Here is a 24222-nt window from a genome sequence, read left to right as displayed (position 1 = left end):
ATTAGCGAACATACTCTCTCACATGGAAAAAAATGCACAAGGACGGGAAACTTGGTTCTTTCGCATCTGCCATATAAACCAGAAATAAATATCAGTTACCCTAAAAATTATGCGGTCAATTTACAATTCGAAAATAAGCGTTTATTGTAAACCAGTATTCCGCTGGTATTAGAGCCGTTTTTATCAATATTTATTACCGTTGCCGGCCGTTATTTTTTATTGCTTTTATTAAGAATGACTGCGCACTCATTCTCCGTGTTCTTCTGGTCAAAAGAAAATCCACGGTATTACCCCATTTATCAACGGCTCGATATAAGTAACAGAAATATAAATTTAACATGCATTTTCTCAAGATTAAAATACAAAAGTTAAAAATTATAGTATCTTTAAGGAAAGAATTACAAGTACTACAAATTACTAAGTAATTCACACTTTCTGATTTAATCATAAAATGACTTTTCAAAATACTGCTCAAACTGAAAATATTTCTCCAAACTTTTCCCTAGCAGCCATTGCATGCTCTTCGGAAGAATTAGAAACCTTACATAAAATAGTGTCGCAGATTCCTAAAGATTCGGGTATCGTTTATGTTATTTTACAGCACTTATCTTCAGGCAATCCAAACGACCTTACTGTTGAATTAGCAAAAATAGCTCAAGTTCCTGTTGCAGAGATTGTAAATAAAATAGATTTTCAGCCTGATCATATTTATGTTGTTCCTGAAAACAATTATATAAAGGCAGAAGATGGTGTTTTAAAAATGCATGCTATTAAACGCATTGATAAAATCAGCAATAATATTGATCTTTCTTTGGAGGCAATTGCCCAAGTTTATAAAAGTTTTCTCGTTGGTGTTGTTCTTTCTGGTACTACATCTGATGGCACTTACGGATTAAAAAAAATCAAAGAATTTGGCGGTTTAACCATTGTTCAGAATCCTGAAACGACAAGTTTTAAAACAACCTCCCAAAATGCTATTGAAGCAGCTGCAGTCGATTTTATTCTGGCTCCAGAAAATATTGCTTTTGAGTTAAACAATATCCGTAAAAGTTATCTCAGCAACAATGCCTACAGTGATGAAGATCATATTTCAAAAAAGGAAGAAGAGGTTCTTCATCAGATCTTGAATCTTATTCTGCAAAAAACGGGAAATGATTTCTTTAATTACAAAAAACCAACTATAAGAAGACGTATTACCCGCAGAATGCTGGTTTTGAAAAAAGAAACCATGAGCGATTATTACACCATTCTTCGTAACGATAAAAATGAACAGAATCTTCTTTTTAATGATTTATTAATTCCAGTCACCTATTTTTTCAGGGACGAAGATTCCTTTAAGTCTCTTTCCGAAACCATTTTACCTCAGCTAGTACAGAACTGCACCAATAACAACCTGCGCTTGTGGTCCGTAGCATGTTCAACAGGAGAAGAAGCTTACTCTTTGGCGATAATAATCTGTGAATATCTGTCTGCTCAAAATATTACAGATTTAAAAGTACAGATTTTTGCTTCTGACATTTCGGAGCAATCTATAGCAAAAGCGAGATCTGCCGTTTATTCTGCCCAAGACGTACAACATATTTCTGAAACAAGGCTTGAAAACTATTTTACGAAACGTGACGGTCATTATCATGTCAATAAGATAATTAGAGATATGTGCATTTTTGCGACACATAACTTTATTAAAGATCCTCCGTTTGCCAAAATCGATTTGGTTTCATGCAGAAATGTAATGATTTACCTTACTTCTTTTTTACAAGAAAAAGTACTGAGCTCTTTTCATTATTCTCTTAAAGAAAAAGGCTTTTTATTTCTTGGAAAATCAGAATCGGCTAATATCGCGCCCAATTTATTTGATACGGTAATCAAACAAGATAAAATTTACGCCAAAAAATTTACGCCTGCCCGCTATGTTCCTCAGGCGTTTAGGCCTTCTAATGCGATAACTAATAAATTAAAAACATACGACAGCAGTAATCCAGAAACAGATTTTAGAAAAGTTGCCGATGACATTCTGTTTTCGAGATATACACCTGCAAGTGTGATTGTAAATGAACATCTAGAAATTGTTCATTTTCATGGCGATACTTCTCCATTTTTACTGCCGGCTCCGGGAAGACCCAATTTTAATATTTTAAAAATGGCGCGTGAAGGAATCAGTTTTGAACTTCGCAATGCTATTTCAGAAATTAAAAAAAATAAAGAAAATATCATTCTGGAAAATCTTTCTGTAAAAGACCAAAATCATCAAGCTTCTGTTGAAATTTTGACGCTTTTAAATGATGAAGAACATCTTATGATACTTTTTCATAAAAGTCCGATTCCAGAAACCGATTCCAATTCAAAAAATGATAAAAAAAATGCCGATCAGCTTCGAATTATAGAACTCGAAAAAGAATTATCACAATTGCGTGAAGATATAAAACGTGTTACAGAAGAACAACAGATTGCTTTTGAAGAACTTCAAACCACAAATGAAGAATTATTAAGCAGTACAGAAGAACTTCAGGCTATGAATGAGGAATTGGAGACTTCTACAGAAGAATTGCAATCAAACAATCAGGAATTGATGTGTACGAATGATGAACTTTTAGATCGTCAGGAACAGTTGCTATCTATGCGACATTATGCAGAATCGATTGTACAAACTATTAGAGAACCTTTAATTATTATTGATAAAGATTACAACGTAAAAAGTGCAAATCCGTCTTTTTATAAATATTTTGGTTATACCGAAAAAGATACAGAAGGATTTTCATTTTTTGAAATTGGAAACTGTCAATGGGATATTCCAGAATTTAAAGATTTAATTTTTAAAATGCTGGTCCAGAAGCAGACTATTGAAGATTATAAATTACAAATTCTCTGCAATGGCACTGATAAAAAAACGTTGATGGTCAACGCACGTTTAATCCAGAATACCAAACCAGACGGAATGATACTTCTGGCATTTGAAGATATTACAGATTTATTGGCATCGAATGAATTATTGAATAAAAGAAATGCAGAATTGCAAATCTACAATGAGCAGTTAGAAAATTTCACTTCGTCGGCAAGCCATGATTTGCAAGAACCCCTTAATAAAATTCACATGCTCTGCCAGCGAATTTTTGAAAAAGAAATTGCTTTATCAGAAAATGGGAAACACACTCTGCAGCGTGTTATGTATTCGGTAAAGAATATGAGTCAGCTGATTGCCGATCTTATCAATTATTCGAGAATAAACTTTACCGAGAAAAAATTTAAAAAGACCGATTTTAGTCTGCTTCTCAAAAAAACATTGAACGACATAAAAGACTCTATTGAGGAAAAGAAAGCAGTGGTTACAGTTGATGTTACAGCCAATTTGGTAAATGCAATCGCTTTTCAAATACAGCAGTTGCTCACAAACCTTATTTTAAATTCTATTAAATATTCTAAAGAAACTGTCGCGCCAGAGATTAGCATAGAAACCACAAAAGCTTCTTCAGAAGAAATCATAAATCTTGGAGGAAATCCTGAAACAGAGTTTATTAAAATTAACGTAACTGATAACGGTATCGGTTTTGATAAAGATTTTGAAAGCAGAATTTTTGAACCTTTCTACAGACTTCATGGTAAAGGTGAATATTCAGGAAGCGGACTCGGTTTAACTCTCGTAAAAAAAATAGTTTCAAACCACAATGGTTTTATCAAGGCATCGAGTAAAATTGGTATTGGCACGACTATGAGCATCTATCTTCCTTCATAATCAAAAAATTACTTCTATTTTAATGGGAATTATGAAAGTCTAAATCTATAATTATACTACAAAATCTAGAAAAGTAGGTTTATATTTATAAATGAAGATATGATTAATTTTTTGAGCTTTCATAAAAAATATAGTAATCCTGTAATCGCCTGATAAATTAGTCCAAAGAGTGAATTTACAGCATCTATAACAGCAATTTAAAATAGAAGTTATTAATATGAAATAAAGAGAACAAAGTCTACTTTCAAAAATAAAATAGACTTTATCCAATTGAACAAATTCAAGGCATTATGGTTTAGTTCAATTAATGGTATCTCTACCCTTCTGAGTCGTGTTTTCTCTAGACTTAGTAGTTTTTCCCTTCTTTTCAGTACGCTGTCTGCTGACTGTGTCTTTCTTTGTAGTAGTGCTTTTCTGCGTACTCGTTTTGTGTTTGCTTTTTTTACTGTGAACAGTATCTGTACTTTGTTTTTTCTTAACAGGAGTTTCCTGTGCGGATGCAAATCCAAAAAACAAGATCATACAAAAGCTTGCAATTAAATTTCTCATAATTCATTTCTTTTAATTAATAATTTGATTTTCAAAACAATGCTTATTGTTTCATTGCAAATTTTACAGTTTTGACTATCAGTTATTTACACCTAAAAACATTAAAATTATAGGATTGCCATAAACCCTCATTAAAAATGAAAACAAATGAACCAATAAATCAATCAAACATTAATTTTCAAGTTACAGCAATAGGAAGTTCTCCCGCTGAAATTGATGTATTAAAAAAAATAATATCTGATCTGCCATCAGACGCAGGAAGAGCTTACCTTATTTTTGAAAATTTTTCAGCTACTCAGACACCTAATCTTGCAGATGAACTCGCAGCACATACTAAAATACCAGTTACTGAAATCGTTCATCACATTGATGTACAATCGAACCATATTTATGTTATTCCTGAAAATAATTTTCTGATTTACGAAGACGAAATATTAAAACTAAAGCCTACAACCAGAAGCACAAAAACCAATAACGGTTTCGATATCTTTTTTGAAACAGTCGGAAATACTTTTAAAAGCTATTCGATTGGTTTAATATTAACTTGGTCGCCCTTTGACGGTTCTACAGGTCTTAAAAAACTGAAAGAAGCTGGCGGATCAACAATTGCTGCGCTGTCAAAAAAAGGATTTATTCAAAATGCTGTAACTTCTGAATACATCGATTATTTCACGCCGCCAGATGAAATTGCTGATAAACTACTGCAAATTCATGAACGGAACTTAGTAACGCATTCTTACGGAGAAAAAGAATCAACACCCGATGAACAGGAACTGTTGCATCAAATAATTGAAATATTATTTTTAAGAACCGGTACCGATTTTCAGCATTATAAACATACTACACTCCGAAGAAGAATTGCAAAAAGAATGGTTGTAACGAAACAAGAAACCTTCGAAAAATATCTTATCTTGTTACGAAACAATACCAAAGAACAAGATTTTTTGTTTGATGATTTATTGATTTCGGTTACTTATTTTTTCCGAGATCAGGAGGCTTTTGATAATTTGTGCCAAAGCATTTTCCCTTCTCTTATTGAAAACCTAACCAATTCAACATTACGATTCTGGTCGGCAGGCTGTTCTACAGGAGAAGAAGCTTATTCACTTGCAATCTGCATTCACGATTATTTGAAAGAAATCGACAGAAACGACATAAAAGTGCAGATTATCGCTTCAGACTTATCTGAAAAATGTATTTCGAAAGCCCGTTTAGCCACTTATACGGCACAAGACATAAAAAATATAAGCGAAAAGAGACTTCAAAAATACTTTACCAAAAGAGACAACAGCTTTCATGTAAATAAAATCATTCGGGATATGTGTGTTTTTGCCGTTCACGATTTAAGCAAAGATGCGCCTTTTGCCAAAATTGATTTAGTTTTGTGTCGCAATGTTTTAATCTATTTTGATACCGATTTGCAGAATCAGGTACTAGCATCATTTCATTATGCACTTCGCGACAAAGGCTTTCTATTTCTCGGAAAACCAGAATGGACACAACACGTACAGCATTTATTTGCTACCGTTGACAAATTGAACAGAATTTACACTCGTAAAGCCGTTGAGCAGTTCCTACCCAAAAAAATAACACGAACAGATTATAATCCACCTAAAATAAATGAGAGCAGTGACCCTGAGACAAACTATAGAAAAATTGCTTCAGATATTCTGCTCGAACATTATTCTCCAGCTGCTGTAATCATTAATGAAGATCTTGAAATTGTTCATTTTCATGGCGATACCAGTCCGTTTTTACAGCCTGCACCTGGAAAACCCAGTTTCAATATTTTGAATATGGTTCGTGAGGAATGGGGTTTTGAACTTAGAAATAATATTTTAAAAGCCAGAAACGAAAAAAAGAACTTTTCGGGAGATTTTATTTCCTTAAAAAAGCAGTCTTTTTTAACTTCATTCGAAATTATTTACCTTCCTGCTTATACTGATTTACTGCTCATTATATTCTGTAAAAAAACTATTGCTTCAGCAGATTCCAATAATCATAATTCGCTGGAAATGGAGAAAGAACTGCTGCAACTTCGAGGCGATTTTAAAAGGGTTACGGAAGAACAGCAGATTTATTTCGAAGAATTGCAGACTACAAATGAAGAATTGGTAAGCTCAAACGAAGAAATGCTGATGATAAACCAGCAGCTTGAAAACTCTACTCAGGAACTGCAGTCTAATAATCAGGAACTTTCGAGTGTAAATGATGAACTTCAAAATCGTCGTGAAGAACTCGCTTCCATGCGTAATTTTTACGAATCTATTGTCAATACCATTAAAGAACCGCTTCTTATTATCGATAAAAATTTTATCATTAAAAGCGCCAATCCCGCTTTTTACAACTACTTTAAAACCAATGAAGAACAAACAGAAAGTCTTTCGATATTCGATATAGGAAATTCACATTGGGATATACCTGCGTTTAGAGAATCTGTACTAAAAAAAGTAAGCCATGATGAGATTGTAGAAAATTTCAAAATCCAGTTTGACTTTGATATTCAGGGAAAAAAAATAATGCTTATTAACGCAACTCCAATTGTAAATACTGATCCAAACGGAATGATTTTAATAGCATTGGAAGATATTACAGATTTAGAACAAAGCCATGAATCTTTGAAAAATAAAAATCTGGAACTTCATAATTACACCAAACAATTAGAATCGTTTACAATAGCAGCAAGTGATAATTTATTAGAGCCAATTCGCAAAATTTATATGTTTGGGAAAAAGCTTTTAGATGCCGAAAAAACGCTGACAGAATCTGGAAAACATAACTTAAACCGCTTATTAAGTTCGGCTGTAAATATGAATCAGCTTCTGGAAGATCTGATTGATTACTCGAAAATAAATTTTGGACAGAAAGAGTTTAAAAAAACAGATTTGAATATTGTTCTAAAAAAAGTACTATCCGACTTAAAATCCAGCATAAGCAAGCAGAAAGCCACAATAGAGATCAATACGCTCCCAACGCTTCGTATTATTCCTTCGCAGATGCAGCAGCTTTTGACTCATTTGATTTCTAATGCCATCAAATATGCCAAACAAGACAGCAGCCCGAATATCAAAATTGGCGTTGCCGAAGTTGCTCCTAATGAATTAATAGATTTTGGGGCCGATTTCGAAACGCAGTATATTAAACTTTTTATTAGTGATAACGGAATTGGTTTCCCTAAAAATTTTGAGACTCTTATTTTTAATCCTTTCTATAAATTGAACACGAGCGACGAACAATACGGAAGCGGACTCGGATTAACATTGGTTCAAAAAATCGTGCACAATCATAAAGGATTTATAAAACTTTCAAGCGAACCCAACAAAGGAACAACTGCTTACATCTATCTCCCCGTTTAGCATCTAATCTACAATATAAGAATCTCCAGAAATGGAGATTTTTTTGTTTTACAACCATTTTGTGGCAATTCTAGAATTATCATTTGCAATTGTATAAAAAACACATTCATGCAAAAATTAAATTTGGAACACTTGACAAATTACGGTCAGCAACTACTTATAAATCTGAAAGATAAGACTGTAATTATTTTAAAGTTTTTAACTAATAAGAAACACCATGAAAAATTTTCAAGACGAAAAACAAAGAGATTTATCCATCAATACCTCCGATGGAACAAACAAAATTTTAACCACAGATCAAGGCGTGAAAATTAACGATGATAACAATTCACTTAAAGCCGGGGATCGCGGGCCATCATTATTAGAAGATTTTATTTTAAGAGAAAAAATTACGCATTTCGACCATGAAAGAATTCCCGAAAGAATCGTTCACGCACGTGGTTCGGGTGCACACGGATTTTTTGAAGTAACTAATCCAATTCCTGAATTAACCAAAGCAGGTTTCTTGCAGGAAAAAGGACAAATAACACCCGTTTTCGCTCGATTTTCTACCGTAGCAGGATCAAGAGGTTCTACCGATCTTGCGAGAGATGCAAGAGGATTTGCCGTGAAATTTTATACGCAGGAAGGGATTTATGATTTAGTTGCCAATAACATTCCTGTATTTTTTATTCAGGATGCCTCGAAATTTCCCGATTTAGTTCATGCCGTGAAGCCAGAACCTCATAACGAAATTCCGCAGGCTGCATCGGCGCACGATACTTTTTGGGATTTTATTTCGCTAATGCCGGAATCTATGCATATGATTATGTGGGTAATGTCAGATCGCGCTATCCCGAGAAGCTACAGAATGATGGAAGGTTTCGGCGTTCATACCTTTAGATTAATAAATGCTCAGGAAGAATCGGTTTTTGTGAAATTCCATTTTAAACCCAAATTAGGAACACACGCCGTTGCTTGGGATGAAGCGCAGAAAATATCTGGAAAAAATCCTGATTTCCACAGACAGGATTTATGGGAAGCTATAGAAATGGGAAATTTCCCAGAATGGGAATTAGGCGTTCAGGTTATTCCAGCAGAAGACGAGCACAAATATGAATTTGACCTTTTGGATCCAACAAAAATTGTTCCCGAAGAATTAGTTCCCGTAACCATTGTGGGAAGAATGGTTTTGAACAAAAACCCAGAAAATTTCTTTGCTGAAACTGAACAAATTGCTTTTCATCCCGGTCATGTGGTTCCAGGAATTGATTTTTCTAACGATCCACTTTTGCAGGGAAGATTGTTTTCTTACACCGATACACAATTATCGAGATTAGGAAGTCCGAATTTTCATGAAATACCAATCAATAGAAGCGTTGCTCCCGTTCACAACAATCAGCGTGACGGACATATGCGTCAGGAAATTAACAAAGGGCGTGTCAGTTATTCTCCAAATTCACTTGGAGGCGGATGCCCGTATCAAGCAAAAATTGCCGAAGGCGGATTTGCAAGTTTCAACGAACGCGTTGACTCTCATAAAGTAAGAGCCAGAAGCGAAAGTTTCAACGATCATTTTGGTCAGGCCAAATTGTTTTTTAATAGCCAAACGCCTGAAGAAAAAAGCCATATTGTAAAAGCACTGCGTTTTGAACTTGGAAAAGTAGAAACAACAGCGATCAGAGTCAGAATGCTGGGATTATTAGAACAAGTTGATGTAGAACTTGCTCAAAAAGTAGCGCAAGGACTTGGAGCAAAAGTGCCACCAGTTTTAGAAACACCTGTAAACAAAGGCGTATCGCCAGAAACAGAAGAAGCAGGAACTCAAGAACCAAAAGCTGTTCAATCTTCGGTTGAATCATCCCAAGCTTTGAGTATGGTTAATAATCCAACCAATTCGCCAACAATCGAATCTAGAAAAGTAGCGATTCTAGTAACGGAAGGCGTTTCTGAAGCTGCTGTAATGAACCTAAAAAATGCACTGAAAAAAGGGGGTGCCAAAGGCTGTGTTATTGCTCCGCATTTAGGTTCTGTTACAACAGATACTGATGGAGCAATTGCAGCAGAATTCAGTTTCCTAACCGCTTCATCCGTTTTGTTTGATGCTGTTTATGTGCCACACGGATTAGGATTAAATGCTTTGGCAGAAAATGACGATGCCCTTGAATACTTAAACGATGCATACAAACACTGTAAAGTGATTGGTGCCGACGGGGAAGCTTCAGAAATAATTAACGCTGCACCATTTGCTTCAAAAATTACAAACGATGATGAAGGCGTTATTGTAACCAGCGAAATTGCCAGCGAAACATTTGCTCAGGAATTTATAAACGCAATGACCAAACACCGTTTTTGGCAGCGCGAACCAAACTTATACAATTAATCAAAAAAATATAAAAATGAAAAATTCAGAAAAACAAGGTCAGACCAATGCTGCAAAACCAAAAGCAAGCGAGACAAAAGACATTAAAAATAATGCTAAAGTAAATTTTGTAGAACCTGCACCAGATGCTGCTACAGAATTGAAAGATTTATTTATTGACAGTCTAAAAGACATTTACTGGGCAGAAAACGCGTTGGTTGGTGCGTTGCCAAAAATGGTGGATAATGCTTCATCAGTTGGGCTTTCAGGAGCTATTTTAGAACATCTTTCGGTAACTAAAAATCAGGTTTCAAGATTGGAACAGGTTTTTGATTTATTAGGAGAAAAAGCCGAAGGAAAAAAATGTGAAGCGATGGCGGGTTTATTAAAAGAAGGAGACAGCATTCTTTTAGAAACGACTCCAGGCGCAGTAAGAGACGCCGGCATAATAGCCGCTTCACAAAAAATCGAACATTATGAAATTGCTACTTATGGAACTTTAGTAGCTTTTGCAAAAGCAATTGGCGAAAATGATGCCGCAAAATTACTAACCCAAACGCTTGCAGAAGAAAAAGAAGCAGATTGTTTACTAAACGACGTAGCATTGAATTTGGTAAACATTGTTGCAGCAGAATAAAAAAACGCTTCTATTTTTTACTTTTTTTTATTACTTGAAAACACCTGTATTTTAAACAGGTGTTTTTTTATTTAAAAAAGAATAACCAGCTGTTAATTATACAATTATAAATGCCATTATATATAAAATAATGATTTTTAGTCCGTGTACATTTGGTTTGTTAACAAATTAAAAAAAAATATTATGACAACTTCAAACACCAAAAAAAGCACTGAAAGTGCTAAGGCATCAGATAAAAAAACTGATAAAAAAGAAACAGCTTCAAAAGGCGGTTCTAAACCTGCTTCGGATTCGAAAAAAGAAACAGGCTCAACTAAAAAATAACATTTAAAAAATTGTATTATGAATATAGAAGAAAAAGAAAATTATAATCTTGAAGATCAGAATTTTCAAAATAGAGAACGATACGAAGATCCAGATATTGATGCACCGCCAGCAAATCATTCCATATCCAATAATGCTGAACCTGATTATAGAAATGATTTAGAAAGTCAGGAATTTGGCACTACTAAATTTGACAATGAAAACTTGGGCAATGAAAAATCAGATATTGATGAATTTGCCACAGATGAACTGGACAACGACGAATTGGACAACGACGAATTGGACAATGAATTTGATAATGATGAGTTGGAAGACGACGTTGATGACGATGAAATTGACAATGACGACTTGGACAATGAAGATCTAGGAAATCTAGATGACGAAGAAGGAACAAATCCAGATCGAAATCTTTAAAATATGAAAGCCGTCTTGTTTAGACGGCTTTTGTTTATAAAAAATTTTGCTTTTCCCTTTTTTCTTTAGTTAAAGGTTTAGGCTTTTTTTCTGCTTTCCAGTATTGTACAATTGTGTTTAAGACCTGCTTAAATTTTTCTTCACTGTATGGTTTAATAACATAACTTTTGGTGGGAGTCGAATAGGCATCTATCACAAAACAGTTCGAAAACAAAATAGAATAGAAAAGACAAGGAGAATTAAATAGTTTGTAAATAGTTTTATAGTCGATGTCTTCCTGTTTACAATTTCCATTAAACTTCAGGATGTTTGAAAAAAATAAAAACGGTTTTAATTGCTGAGATACAAGAAAAGTTTGTGCTTCATAAAAAGTACTAAAATGTAGTAAGTCATTTTTTAAATCAGTTTCTTGAAAAATCTGCATAAATAAATTGACATCTTCTTTATTTTCTTCGATTATAATAATTGGTCCGTTCATATCCATGATTTTATTTTTTTGGAGATTAGACGTAAGAATCTAACAAAGATTAATAGAATATAATAGCCGATTTACACTATTACACCTTCAGTATTACATTATTCCCATGTTTTACTAAATTTTGTATTCAATCATGAGCAGAAAGAAATCAAATTTTTAGAATTCTTTTCCAATACACTAAACCAGCCAGATATAATTTTTCTTGTGTCGGATATAAGTGTGCAGTTCATCTACTTTATAAGTTTTGCCTTTGCTGATAATTGGCTTGGTAATATTTCCGGTGATAAAAACGATTCTTTTTTATAATGTTGTGGCTGATATTTTCAATATTCTTGCCGTGCTTCTTATTCCTAAACCTTGTTTTGTTAATTGGATAATATTTTGATTGATATCTGACTTATAAGCTTGATTTGTATAATTTTTATAAAACGGTGACCACACTTTTTACAATAGTACTGCTGTTTATAGTTTTTCGTTCTCTCATTTTTAATAACCATTTTCTCTTTACATTTCGGACAATTCATATCATCACTAACTCTGGAATACCATGTCGCATTTTTACTCATTTTAGCTCATTTAAAGCAATATTAAAACAAAAAAGATGAGCATTACTGCTCATCTTTAAACTATTTATTTCTAAAATTTGTTCAATTCCAAAAGGTTAGCATTTCAAAATCTCATATCCCTAACTTTGAAACACTACCAATTAACTTTTACGTACTAAATAAAAAAGTATTTCTTCTTCCAATTCTTTAGATAAGTTTTCACATTGCTGTTCTTTTAAAAAGTTTTTTTCCTTTTTTTTCCTGTACAGCTCCGCATTTGCAATATTACTACAGTAATGGTCACAAATCTCTTTGAATTTTTGATCTTGCAGATACATCTTTCGCATCGAATCAAAATATTCCGCAAATCTCATATTATACAATTTATCAGGTAAAGACATCTTTGGAAATTTTAAATATTTAATTGATTATTGCTGATGAGAAGAGTTAAGTTTTAAACTGCCTACTTCGTTTTAGTTTTTTTTGGAGACTTTGATTCTTTTGAATTTCCTAAATTATAGGTTACTTTTTCAATTTTACCTGTAAACTCAAAAGGAAGCTTATAATTAAAATCAACAGGCGAACCGGCATCCATTCCAACATCCAAACCTTCGTTGAGTGATATCTGAATAGGAATTGTTCTTTCCAGATGTTGTTCGGCTACTTTTTTTCCGTTTACCAGCATAGTTACCGTAGCTGCTTTTCCTAATTCCTTTTCTTTTCCTTCATATTTAAAATCCACTACCAGTTTTACTTTTCCTTTTGGCAGTGCCTCTTTTCCAGTAATTGTTGGGCGTTCTAAAGCGAGATTATTATAAACAAAGCTTGGTTTTCCATTCTGCACATATAAACCATAACCGCCTACTAAACCGCCATGAGTTACAATCATCCCTTCTGCCCCGCCCTCAGGAATATCAATATCGGCAGTAACAGACCATGATTTATTTAAAATACGTGGTGAAGCTTCATTTGGTAATCCTACCTGGCCTGGATAATAGGTAAAAGTCGTGGCATCTCCTGCAAGAGTCGGTCTTCCCATGAGCTCTCCATTAAGCCTTTCAACTGCCCTCCAGTCTAAAGGCAGTACATTATATTTTGAAGCTTCCACCCACCAAAGATCTTGCATTTCACGCAGCTTAACCGAATTATTTGCGGCTATATCATTGGCTTGAGAAAAATCCTCATCAACCTTATAAAGTTCCCATTTTTGCTTATCCGGATCAAAAGTACCTCTGTTGGGATTCCAAGGTGCAAAAGACAACGCCGATGCCATCCATCCATTGTGGTAAATACCACGATTAACGCCTAATTCAAAATATTGTGTCGTATGTTTTTCTTTAGCTTTGGCATCGTTAAAAGTATAAGCAAAACTTACACCTTCAATGGGCTTTTGAGTAATTCCGTTTATAGTTTCTGGAGGCGTAATACCGATAAGTTCATATAATGTCGGTACAACGTCGATTGTATGAGTAAACTGGCTTCTTAATCCGCCTTTATCTTTTATTTTGGCAGGCCATGAAATAATCATCGGATTTCGAGTTCCTCCAAAATGGCTTGCCACCTGTTTTGTCCACTGAAAAGGCGTACACATTGCCCATGCCCATTCTGCGGTAAAATGATTAAAATGCTTTGGACCACCCAGCTCATCAATAAATTTTATGTTATCCTGCCATTTTTCTGACACACCGTTAAAAAACAGATTTTCATTTACCGATCCTTCAATACCTCCTTCTGCACTCGCTCCGTTATCTCCCGCTATATAAATGATTATAGTGTTATCTGCATCTGGCAGTTGTTTTACAGCATCTACTACCCTACCCATTTCATAATCACAATGTGCTCCGTATCCCGCAAACACTTCCATCATTCTGGCATAAAGCCTTTTCTGGTCTGCATTAAGAGAACTCCAGGCCGGTAGACTTTCTGGTCTTGCCGTTAATTTCGCATCTGGTGGAATAACGCCCAGCTTTTTTTGTCTTTCAAAAGCCTGTTCTCTGTAAGCATCCCATCCCATATCAAATTTTCCTTTAAACTTATCAATCCATTCTTTGGGTGCATGGTGCGGCGAATGGGCTGCACCAGGGGCTAAATATAGAAAATAAGGTTTATCTGGCGCGATGGATTTTACTTTTCTTACCCAGGAAATCGCATGATCTGCCAAATCAATAGTCATATGGTAATTTGGGTCTTTTGAAGCGGGAACAAGATTTCTGTTTTCATACAATACAGGATTCCAATGATTCATATCTCCTGCATTAAATCCGTAGAAATATTCAAATCCAAGTCCGTTTGCCCAGCGGTCAAAAGGTCCCGCTTCACTAGTTTCCCAAGGCGGCGTATTATGGTTTTTACCAATCCATGCGGTCATATAGCCGTTTTGTTTCAGCACCTCACCAATTGTGCCACAGCTTCGGGGAAGCACGCAGGTATAACCATCGTAGCCTGTAGCCGTTTCACAGATTACGCCAAAAGTCGCCGAGTGATGATTACGTCCTGTTATGAGTGCTGCCCGCGTTGGAGAACAGAGTGCTGTGGTATGAAATTTATTAAAACGGATTCCTTCGTCAGCTAATTTATCCATCGTCGGCGAGGGAACCCCGCCACCAAAAGTACTGAACTGTCCAAATCCGGAATCATCTAATAGAATCAATACCACATTTGGGGCACCTTTTGGCGCTTTTATCGGTTGTGGAAACTGCGGTGGGTCAGAATCTTGATACGTTCTTCCTACGTATCCTGAAAAATGGAAATCAGGCTGTGGTAGCACTTTTGGAGTTTCTGGTTTATCATTTTGCTGACCAAAAGTAAAATTAGAAATCAGAATCAAAAACAAAAAGAATTTGCTTTCACTTTTTGTTAGTTTGCCAACAGCGTAGAAACCATTTTTAAAAATAGTAAGTGTTTTCATCTTTTATGAGTATTAATAATGTCGTTAGTACTTATTTAACTTCTTCAAAATCTCCTGGTTTCCATGTATCGTTAAAAGCTCCCGCTTCGGGCCCATAAATACGAATGTATGCGAACCATCCTCTGTTGGGAAGTGTTTTTATCCATTGACCTTCTTTTCCTTCAGGAGCCTTTGGTCCAAAGTATAAGTCAATACTTTTTTTTCCAATTTTGTCTTTCAATTCAAACAAAGAACGAAGTGCTGCTTTATTTTGATCTGTTGCAACCTGACTTCTTGTTAAAGCATCATAAATAGTAATAGACCAGAATAATTTTGCCGGAACTGGTGTAGGAATCGTCAATTTGTATGTTTTACCGCCGTCAACATATTTTCCAGTGGCATCTTTAAGTCCGAGCCAATACAAAGACCCAAAACCTTCTTTTCTTCTAAACATTGAAGGCGAAGCTCCAATTGCCTGATAAAACCAAGTTTCGCGACCGTCAAGATCCACATAATCCGATGTGTTAAAATCTCCATCTTCAAATCGGAGGGCTACCCATTCCCATTGACGGTCTTTCCAGACAATACGGTCCGAACGACGGTCAGCAAAGGACTGTACCCGCATTTGGGCATTTGCAATTTTAGCCGCTTTCTCAAGAATTGCTTTTAGTCTGGCATCAGGCTTAAAAGGCTGTCCTTTCTTTATTCCTAAAACTGCCAGCTCACCGTAATAATTCCTGTAGCCTTCATAAACAGGTTCGCGCTGTATTACATCATTTAAATTTTCCCAGTATTTTATATTGTTTTCCCATTTGACTGGTGTCGTATTTTGAGGCTTATCTGTAAGATCAAGCCAAGCCGGTTCTTTCCAATCTTCAGGTTTATTAAGGGGATACACTTTTACCGTTTTAATTCTTTCTATGGCAGCCTTCACATCACCGCCAACAGGAAGCGAACGAATACCTACTGTAAGATTGTTTGAAGAAGACTTCCAAACATGATAACCTGAAGACGGCACATTGCCTTTGTAATTTGGCGGCAAAAGAAGGTGCCTTCCTCCGTTACCGGCATCTGGTCCTGGAATTCCCATATCTGCTACCCAACGCTGGTTGACATCCATTGCCACAACAATAAGAGGTCCTTTGGGGATATCTATTATCATGGGACCTTCAGACAAATCAATAGGAATAGGTCCGTAAGGTGTGTCTGAATTGAGTGTGAAACCTATCTGTCCCGGTTTTGTATCTAAAGTTCCAAATGATTTGTTGGGAATAATTTTAATGCTGTCATTTCCTTTGACCAATCCCTCACCGGAAACTGTAGGATAGAAAAATTTATATGCCTGTATGGCACGGGTAAGGTCAGCATCATCATAGGCTTTTTTTATAGCAGCCTCTGTAGGATAGCCACCGATAAATTCATAATCTGAACCAGATTCAGAAGAATCAGTACTCGTTACTTTATTTTCAGTTTCTTTTTTACAACCTGCCAATACCAACAGCGAGAAATAGATGTAAATTATTTTTTTCATAAAAATTGATTTAATCGTTTAAACTTTGAAACATTACCAAAGTTACAGCCACAATCAATTTAAAATTATTCTAACCTCAAAAATTCGGTTTCAAGTTATAATTTGAAACAAAGTTCTACCGCTTAGATAAGTTATGAAACATCATTAAGTTATTGCTTTAAATCATCTCAATTGTCAAAAATATATAAGCTTCATATTGTTTGATGAAAAGAAATTTTTAATGGAAAACTTAAAGTTTGTAAATCATTTTTTTTAAAGAAATGATCAGTACACAAATCACAATCACATTGAATTAATAATTTTGACATTTAACCCCTAGAAACCATACTAACCTCTTTGTAGCTGCTAGCTTTTATGCGAATAAAAGTTAAGATTGTAGCCTGCAAAATCAATCATCATAAATTTAGCATGTATTGGGAATACTTTCCTACTTCATAAAATTTAGACTAAGGTTCTGGGGATTTAAAAAGCTTGGTAAAAATGAGTTTAGAATCCAGTATTTTTAATACATTTGCTGCACAAAAAAAGGATAATAGTACTACCTGTCAATTCGTTACTATTTAAGGTTTTGAGAATGATTTCATATTGAAAAAGTAAAAAATTGAATTTGGTGCAGAATCGGTGCACAACGGGTTCAAGCTTAAAGTTCGAATCCTGCTCTCTTCACAAAAAACGTGGTAAAGCCTGCAAATTGTAAGATTCGAAGGCTTTTTAGGTTAAAGCCACTTTTCATGTTTTTTAAACCGCCCAAAATCTTCGTGGCAGAATCGTGGCAGAAAATTATTTCTAAAAATGTAAAGCCTGTAAAACAACCCTGTTTTTACTTAGAGTCCGAATAGCAGAGCGTCCACAACTTTTGTAAGAGTCTATTTGAATTGTTTAAATTAGTTTTTTAATTATAGGTTCGAGTCTAGTTTCCGCTAAAAGTAGAAGCTTCTAATTCCTCTCAGAAAACAAATTGTATTTTACTTGTTGTTCACATGAAATCAAAAAGTGGTCTATCTCAGCCTCAAAATTTATATTTAAAAAAAACATATAATAAAGCATTTCTCATCAAATGGAATTAAAAAGATTTAAGCTCAAACAAAATACTCAAAAAGCAGAAGACAAAAATTTGTCATTCAGAGCTTTTGATATAGAAAATTTTAATATTAGTGAATATCTAAACCCTCACAAAAACGATCATTTTTTTATTCTAATAGTGGAAAAAGGAAAAATTGATATTCAAATTGAAGAGAACGTTTTTAATCTAAAATCGGAAAAGATATCGATTGTCTTCCCTGACCAAATTAACTTCCTTTCAAATCCAAGCAGTGATCTTAAAGCTAGAATTATTTTATTTGAAGAAGTTTTATTCTGTTCTGACATATTGAAAAATGAATTAAGCCCTTACAACGTAAACTTGTCTGCAAATCTTAACTGTAATGCACTCAATAAAGAAGAATTTAAAAATGCTTTAGCACTGGTAGAAAGCATTCAAACTATATACAATAGTCCGACGCTTGTCAAAAAAGAACAGGCGCGCTTTTATATCAAAATATTTTTGCTGGGACTTATTGAATCTATTCACGGACAGCATCCTATATTGCACCAAAAAACAAATCAGCATGTTTATATTGCTTTTAAGAAATTGCTGAACGAACAATTTAAAAGCCAGCGCACCGTACAATATTATGCTGAAAAACTCGGAATAACGCCTAAAAAACTCAATGAAATAACAAAAAAACACTGTAATGAAACTGCTATTAATGCTATCCATAACAGGATTTTAAAAGAAATTAAAAGACAGCTTTTATTCTCTGATCTTTCGCATAAAGAAATAGCATTTAATCTTGGCTTTAGTTCTCCGTCGGCTTTGAACAAGTTTGTGAAATCAAAACTTAAAGAAACCCCAACTGAACTTCAAATCGAACTTTCACAGATTTATAATACCTAGCACATATTCATTTTTGTTTACGTTATTATTAGTAACAACTAAATCAAAAAGTGGCGCAAATTTATAACGCATCGTCCTGTTTGTATAACATTCTCCTCTTTTCCTGATATACTTTTGTAAAAGCAAATACTACTGATACAAAGATGTACAAATCCTTATTGCAATAGAAGCATCGCAGATTAATTATTTTATTCTGCTTATTTGCTTCTTAAACCGGCAATATTCATAAGTCAAAATTTACAATAGTATCTTCATTCATACTACTTGTCCATGCACTCAATACTTTGAACTGCAACAGGCATTTATACGCTTATTTTAAATAAAAAAACATGAATATCAATAGTTCGATAAACGAAAATCTTCAGACCATTTTAGAAGAAAACCTAAAATTGGCAGATCAGATCAATCCTCAGGAAATTGATGCATTAGTTAACAAAATTAAATCAGCCAATCGAATCTTTTTTATGGCCGCCGGCAGAAGCGGACTTGCTCTAAAAATGGCTGCCATGCGTTTTATGCATTTAGGTTACAATGTATATGTGGTAGGCGAAACGACTACTCCTGCTATACTTGAAGGCGACCTTCTTATTTTAGCATCTGGATCCGGAACTACCTCCACAGTAATTTCTGCGGCAGAAAAGGCAAAAAAACAAAATGCTTCAGTTATCGCCATTACAGCCGACTCAAAAAGCAGACTGGCAGAAGTCGCAGATTATATACTCCTCATTAATGCTGCCACAAAAACGGACTTTGGGGTTTCCGTTTCGCAACAGTACGCTGGAAGTCTTTTTGAACAATTTACATTATTTATACTTGAGAGCATTTTTATGAGCCTTTGGCAGGAATCTGAGCTAACCAAAGAAGACCTGTGGCCTAAACACGCTAACCTGGAATAATTTTTTTTTACTTTTTAAAACATTTTAGACATGACAAAATTACAAGTCGCAATTGATTTACTTACTACAGAAGCAGCATTAGAACTTGCTGGAAAAGTAGCCCCTTACGTAGATATTATAGAATTGGGAACGCCCCTAATTAAGGCAGAAGGCCTTAGCGTTGTAACGGCTATGAAAGCGGCTTTTCCTGATAAATTAGTATTTGCTGATATGAAAACCGCAGATACCGGAGCCTTAGAAGCTGAGATGGCTTTTAAAGCAGGTGCTGACCTGGTTACCGTAATGGGAACTGTTGATGATGCTACCATTAAAGGTGCTATAGAAGCAGCAAAAAAATATGACCGAATGGTAGTTGTAGACACTATTGGAGTAAAAGACAGAGTGCAGAGAGCAAAAGAAGTAACTGCATTTGGAGTAGCTTTTGTAGAATTACACGCAGGTCTTGACGAACAAGCATTACCTGGATATTCCGTACAAACACTTATCGGTGAAGGAAGAGAAGCAAAAGTTCCGTTTTCTGTTGCAGGAGGTGTAAATATCGATACAATTAAAGATGTTGTAGCAGCTGGTGCAACTGTAGCTGTAGCTGGTGGCGCCATCTATGGCGCTAATGATCCGGCAGCTGCTGCTAAAGCATTAAAAGATGCTATAAACACTGTTACTTTATAATAATATGATTCCTTAAGGCTGGTCTTCATTTTTATAGTGCCAGCCTTATCTTCTTTTAGATTTTTTCAAAATAAAAAAAGAGGGTGGTAATTTGAGTTTTATAGTGAAATCGTGGCACATGGTGTTTTTTGAAAAGTCGAAATCCGGTAAAATCAAGGTATAACGAGTTTAGGCACGATGTATTATTGTTCAATTTTTAACTTTAACACCTTACATCTATTATAAAATAAGGAGATACTTTAAATCTCCTTATTTTTATAATGTACTATGTCAAATTCAGAATTATTAAAACTTAATATAATTCTAACTAGTATGCTACTGAGTTTAAATTTAATTTTGCTTTCTGAAGTCCTTTCCCTGTTACTTCCAACTGAATTGCTCCAGCCTCTTTAACGGATTTAACCAATACTACAAGTTTGCCACTGAAAAGCTTCATTTTATTATCATGAAATATTTCTAATGAAGTAGCATCTCCATTACATGCAGCTCTGTAAGTCGCAGCACCGGTTACTTTGAATTGTAATTCATTAACTGCTGTCGGACATGGAATTCCGTTTTTATCTACTACCGAAACGGTTACAAAAGAGATATCCTCCCCATCCGCTTTGATCGTTTCACGATCTGCTTCAAGAATAATTTTATAAGCTTCTCCGGAAGTTTTAACCTCGCTTTCAGCCGCTATTTTTCCATCAGAATGAAATGCTACAACTTTTACCGTTCCTGGTTCGTATTTAACATCATTCCACATTAAACGGTAGCGGTTTTGCGGACTTGAATTATTCTTTTTCTGAACGCCCATACTTTTTCCGTTTACGAAAAGCTCGGCGCTGTCATAATTCGTATAAACGAAAACCGGAGTAATTTCGCCTTCTCTTCCTTTCCAGTTCCAATGTGGCAGAATATGAAGTGTTTTATCATTCTTATTCCATCTGCTTCTGTAAAGATAAAAACGGTCTTTAGGAAGTCCTGCCAAATCTGAAATTCCGAAATACGAACTTCTTGATGGCCATTTTTCATCATAAGGCGTTGGTTCTCCTAAATAATCAAAACCTGTCCATACAAATTCTCCAATAACCCACGGTTTGTCATCCTGAAGTACAAAATCTTCATCAGGAACATTTGACCAACTACAAGCTTCTAAATCATAAGACGAACTTTGAAAATCATCGTATTCTTTATTCTTTGCCTGCACAACAGGAAACTTATAAATTCCTCTTGAACTTACTGTCGAAGCTGTTTCTGATCCTAATATAAAACCTTGTGGAAATGTTTTATACGCTTCTTCGTAAAGATGAACTCTATAATTTAATCCCGGAATATCAAGCAAAGCTCCAAAGCCAGATTCCATAGTTGCTTTTACCTGATCCATACCAACAGTTACGGGTCTTGTAGGATCTTCACGATGAAAAATATCCTGTAACCATCTGGCACGTTTTACTCCTTCAGCTCCCCATTGATCCGGAACCTCATTACCCGAACTCCACATTACAATACATGGGTGATTTCTAGTAGCTCGCACCAAACTCACAATATCTTTTTCTGCGTATTGTTCAAAAAAGCGGTGATATCCGTTTTCTACTTTTGGCTTTGCCCATTCATCAAAACTTTCAGCCAAAAACATAAATCCCATTTCGTCGGCCAGTTCAAGTTGTTCAAACGAAGGCATATTATGAGAACTTCTGATTGCATTGCAACCCATATCTTTTAGAATCGTCAATTGTCTGCGAAGTGCTGCTTTGTTGATCGCCGCACCGAGAGGCCCTAAATCATGATGAAGACAAACGCCTTTAAATTTCGTCACTTTTCCATTAAGCCTAAATCCTTTATTAGGTTCGTATTTAATAAATCGGATACCAAATTTTATGTTTTGTTCGTCTTTTAAAGTTCCGTCAGCTGCATATAATTTAGTTACTGCAGTATACAAATAAGGGGTTTCTGTACTCCACAAATTAGGTTTGGCAACTTCAATTGTCTGATGAAATTTTCCATCTTTCATTTCTGTAGCTTTTTGTGTTGCTACAACATTATTATTTGCATCTTTTATCTCGGTTAGCATTGATAAATTATTACCAAGAACCTCAGCTTTAATATCTACAACTGCATTATCCCCTTTCATTTCGGGAGTTGTAATAAAAGTTCCCCATTGCGCAAAACTTTCTTCTTCTTTTATTACAATACTAACATTTCTATAAAGACCCGCACCAGGATACCATCTTGAAGAAAATGGCAAATTAGTCAGTTTTACAGCCAATAGATTTTCTGAAGCCGCTTTAAGTTCATTGGTAATATCAATAGAAAAATAACTGTATCCGTAACCCCATTCTCCTATTTTTTTCCCATTCAAATAAACCTGAGGTTCGCTCATTGCACCTTCAAAAATAAGAAGTGCTTTTTTTCCTTTTTTGAATTCCGGAATAGAAAATGAATTACGATACCAGCCTGTTCCAATATGAGGCAATGATCCGGTACGACCTGTTTTTTCGGTCGGAATTTTTTCTCCGTTTTGTTCAATTGCAGAAACCTGTTTGTCCCATTCTTTATCAAAAGGTCCGTAAATTGCCCAATCGTGAGGAACACTAACTTTTTCCCATTTAGAAGTATTAAAATCCACCGAAAATGCGTCTCCTTTTACTTCTTTAGAAAAGCGCCAATTATCCTTTAAAATAACAGTTGTAGATTGTGACATCACTTTTCCAGACAAAAAAATCAGAAATAAGAATAATGTTGATTTAAAAAATAGTTTCATTCTGTTTTATTTTTTTTCACCATTAAGGCATTAAGTTAATTAAGCTTGGTGTTTGTTTTGGCATTAAAAATCAAGTTAATTAAGCTAAGCTTAATCAACTTGACAAAGCTTGACTTAATTAACTTAATGCCTTAATGGTAAAATTTAGTATTTATTATTTGAAGGCATCCAATGCCGGTGACGGTTTTCCGTCAGGAAGCCATGCATTTAGCTGATAACCGCTCCAGCTTTTTTCGCCTTGTGGTTCCCAATAAATAACGCCTAGACCTTTATTATTTGGTACGCTTTTTACCGCTTTTATAGTGGCTTCAAGCATTTCTTTGGTGTTTTGAACTGCTTCAAAATCTCCTCCAACTTCCACTACCATAACTTCTTTATTGTAGCGCGAAGCCATATCTTTTAGATTATTTTCTAAATCTAAAATCGTGCTTTGATAATCGGTTTTAATCCAATACGGGTAATACGATAAACCAATTACATCATATTTTACCTTGTTTTCTGTTGCTTTATCAAAAAACCATCTGAATTTTTCACTCTTATTCCCTTCATCCAAATGAACAATTACCTTCATTTTTGGATCGACAGCTTTTGTGGCTTCATATCCTTTATTAAGCAATTGCGCCAACTGACTGAAATTGTCTGTACTGCCTTCCGGCCAAAGCATTCCACCCGGAATTTCATTTCCAACCTGAACCCATTCCGGAGTTACTCCTGCTTTTTTCAGCATTTTCAAAACGTCATACGTATGCTGATAAACATCGGTTAACAATTCCGGAAAAGAATGTTTTGCCCATGCAGCAGGTTTGTTTTGTTTGCCGGGATCTGCCCAAGAATCGCTGTAATGAAAATCGATCATAATACGCATTCCCATTTTTTGAGCGCGAACCGCCATGACAACCGTTTCCTCCGGACTGCAGTGTCCGCTGGCTTTATCATCATTTGGATTTACCCAAACACGCAATCTGATCGTATTAATGCCGCGGTCTTTTAATAATTGCAGACAGTCTTTTTGAGAACCGTCTGCATCATAAAATTTATAGCCAGTTGCTTCCATTTGCGGCAACCAACCTATATCTGCACCTTTTGAAAATGAGTTTTTTTCGCTAATCATTTTTGATTTACACGAAGTAAACAAAACGCCAGTCATCATCAAAAAGGAAACAATTTTAAGTGATTTTTTCAT

16 protein-coding genes and 1 pseudogene are annotated in these 24222 nt (G+C 35.0%); 9 read left to right on the top strand and 8 right to left on the bottom strand.

Features of this window, described 5'->3' with window-relative positions; all coding sequences use genetic code 11:
- Positions 1-193 precede the first annotated feature (193 nt).
- Positions 194-340: a DDE-type integrase/transposase/recombinase gene (locus tag ACFFLS_RS05325; RefSeq protein WP_379689212.1), complete on the bottom strand. Its 147-nt coding sequence runs from the start codon at positions 338-340 to the stop codon at positions 194-196.
- Positions 341-451: 111 nt separating this feature from the next.
- On the opposite strand from ACFFLS_RS05325, the gene ACFFLS_RS05320 reads away from it, so the two are divergent.
- Positions 452-3730 carry a CheR family methyltransferase gene (locus tag ACFFLS_RS05320; protein ID WP_379682358.1) on the top strand — a complete coding sequence of 1093 codons (3279 nt, stop codon included), beginning with the start codon at positions 452-454 and terminating at the stop codon, positions 3728-3730.
- 300 nt (positions 3731-4030) lie between these two features.
- On the opposite strand, the gene ACFFLS_RS05315 is transcribed toward ACFFLS_RS05320, so the two are convergent.
- Positions 4031-4279 carry a hypothetical protein gene (locus ACFFLS_RS05315; RefSeq protein WP_379682359.1) on the bottom strand — a complete coding sequence of 83 codons (249 nt, stop codon included), beginning with the start codon at positions 4277-4279 and terminating at the stop codon, positions 4031-4033.
- Between the two features lie 137 nt (positions 4280-4416).
- On the opposite strand from ACFFLS_RS05315, the gene ACFFLS_RS05310 reads away from it, so the two are divergent.
- The 5 genes from ACFFLS_RS05310 (at position 4417) to ACFFLS_RS05290 (ending at position 11351) form a co-directional block, all read left to right on the top strand.
- Positions 4417-7635, top strand: a complete 3219-nt coding sequence (locus tag ACFFLS_RS05310; RefSeq protein WP_379682360.1) for a CheR family methyltransferase — start codon at positions 4417-4419, stop codon at positions 7633-7635.
- A gap of 217 nt (positions 7636-7852) precedes the next feature.
- The gene (locus ACFFLS_RS05305; protein ID WP_379682361.1) at positions 7853-9997 is read left to right on the top strand and encodes a catalase; all 2145 of its coding nucleotides are present in this window, start codon (positions 7853-7855) and stop codon (positions 9995-9997) included.
- A 16-nt stretch (positions 9998-10013) separates the two neighbouring features.
- Entirely contained in the window at positions 10014-10613 is a 600-nt protein-coding gene (locus tag ACFFLS_RS05300; RefSeq protein ID WP_379682362.1) for a YciE/YciF ferroxidase family protein, read from the top strand.
- A 183-nt stretch (positions 10614-10796) separates the two neighbouring features.
- Positions 10797-10937: a hypothetical protein gene (locus ACFFLS_RS05295; protein WP_167365489.1), complete on the top strand. Its 141-nt coding sequence runs from the start codon at positions 10797-10799 to the stop codon at positions 10935-10937.
- Between the two features lie 18 nt (positions 10938-10955).
- On the top strand, positions 10956-11351 hold the full coding sequence (locus tag ACFFLS_RS05290; RefSeq protein WP_379682363.1) for a hypothetical protein: 396 nt from the start codon (positions 10956-10958) through the stop codon (positions 11349-11351).
- Between the two features lie 34 nt (positions 11352-11385).
- Here the strand turns inward: ACFFLS_RS05290 and ACFFLS_RS05285 are convergent, their stop codons facing one another.
- From ACFFLS_RS05285 to ACFFLS_RS05270, 4 genes and pseudogenes are all read right to left on the bottom strand, one after another.
- The gene (locus ACFFLS_RS05285) at positions 11386-11835 is read right to left on the bottom strand and encodes a hypothetical protein (RefSeq protein WP_379682364.1); all 450 of its coding nucleotides are present in this window, start codon (positions 11833-11835) and stop codon (positions 11386-11388) included.
- A gap of 134 nt (positions 11836-11969) precedes the next feature.
- Positions 11970-12395: pseudogene (locus ACFFLS_RS26115) on the bottom strand (IS1/IS1595 family N-terminal zinc-binding domain-containing protein); the annotation flags it as partial.
- A 442-nt stretch (positions 12396-12837) separates the two neighbouring features.
- Entirely contained in the window at positions 12838-15282 is a 2445-nt protein-coding gene (locus ACFFLS_RS05275; RefSeq protein WP_379682366.1) for an arylsulfatase, read from the bottom strand.
- A gap of 31 nt (positions 15283-15313) precedes the next feature.
- On the bottom strand, positions 15314-16792 hold the full coding sequence (locus tag ACFFLS_RS05270; protein ID WP_379682367.1) for a DUF1254 domain-containing protein: 1479 nt from the start codon (positions 16790-16792) through the stop codon (positions 15314-15316).
- 1057 nt (positions 16793-17849) lie between these two features.
- On the opposite strand from ACFFLS_RS05270, the gene ACFFLS_RS05265 reads away from it, so the two are divergent.
- The 3 genes from ACFFLS_RS05265 (at position 17850) to hxlA (ending at position 20293) form a co-directional block, all read left to right on the top strand.
- Entirely contained in the window at positions 17850-18728 is an 879-nt protein-coding gene (locus tag ACFFLS_RS05265; RefSeq protein ID WP_379682368.1) for a helix-turn-helix domain-containing protein, read from the top strand.
- A gap of 329 nt (positions 18729-19057) precedes the next feature.
- Positions 19058-19624, top strand: a complete 567-nt coding sequence (gene hxlB / locus ACFFLS_RS05260) for a 6-phospho-3-hexuloisomerase (RefSeq protein ID WP_379682369.1) — start codon at positions 19058-19060, stop codon at positions 19622-19624.
- A 30-nt stretch (positions 19625-19654) separates the two neighbouring features.
- Positions 19655-20293: a 3-hexulose-6-phosphate synthase gene (hxlA, locus tag ACFFLS_RS05255; RefSeq protein ID WP_379682370.1), complete on the top strand. Its 639-nt coding sequence runs from the start codon at positions 19655-19657 to the stop codon at positions 20291-20293.
- Between the two features lie 307 nt (positions 20294-20600).
- Here hxlA and ACFFLS_RS05250 read toward each other — a convergent pair whose 3' ends face one another.
- Positions 20601-23039 carry a DUF4982 domain-containing protein gene (locus tag ACFFLS_RS05250; protein WP_379682371.1) on the bottom strand — a complete coding sequence of 813 codons (2439 nt, stop codon included), beginning with the start codon at positions 23037-23039 and terminating at the stop codon, positions 20601-20603.
- Positions 23040-23193: 154 nt separating this feature from the next.
- Positions 23194-24222: a glycoside hydrolase family 53 protein gene (locus tag ACFFLS_RS05245; protein WP_379682372.1), complete on the bottom strand. Its 1029-nt coding sequence runs from the start codon at positions 24220-24222 to the stop codon at positions 23194-23196.

The organism is Flavobacterium procerum (genome assembly GCF_042431625.1).
GTDB classification, from domain to species: domain Bacteria; phylum Bacteroidota; class Bacteroidia; order Flavobacteriales; family Flavobacteriaceae; genus Flavobacterium; species Flavobacterium procerum.
The sequence above is the reverse complement of the archived record's forward strand: the minus strand, read 5'-3'. Positions and strand labels throughout refer to the sequence as shown.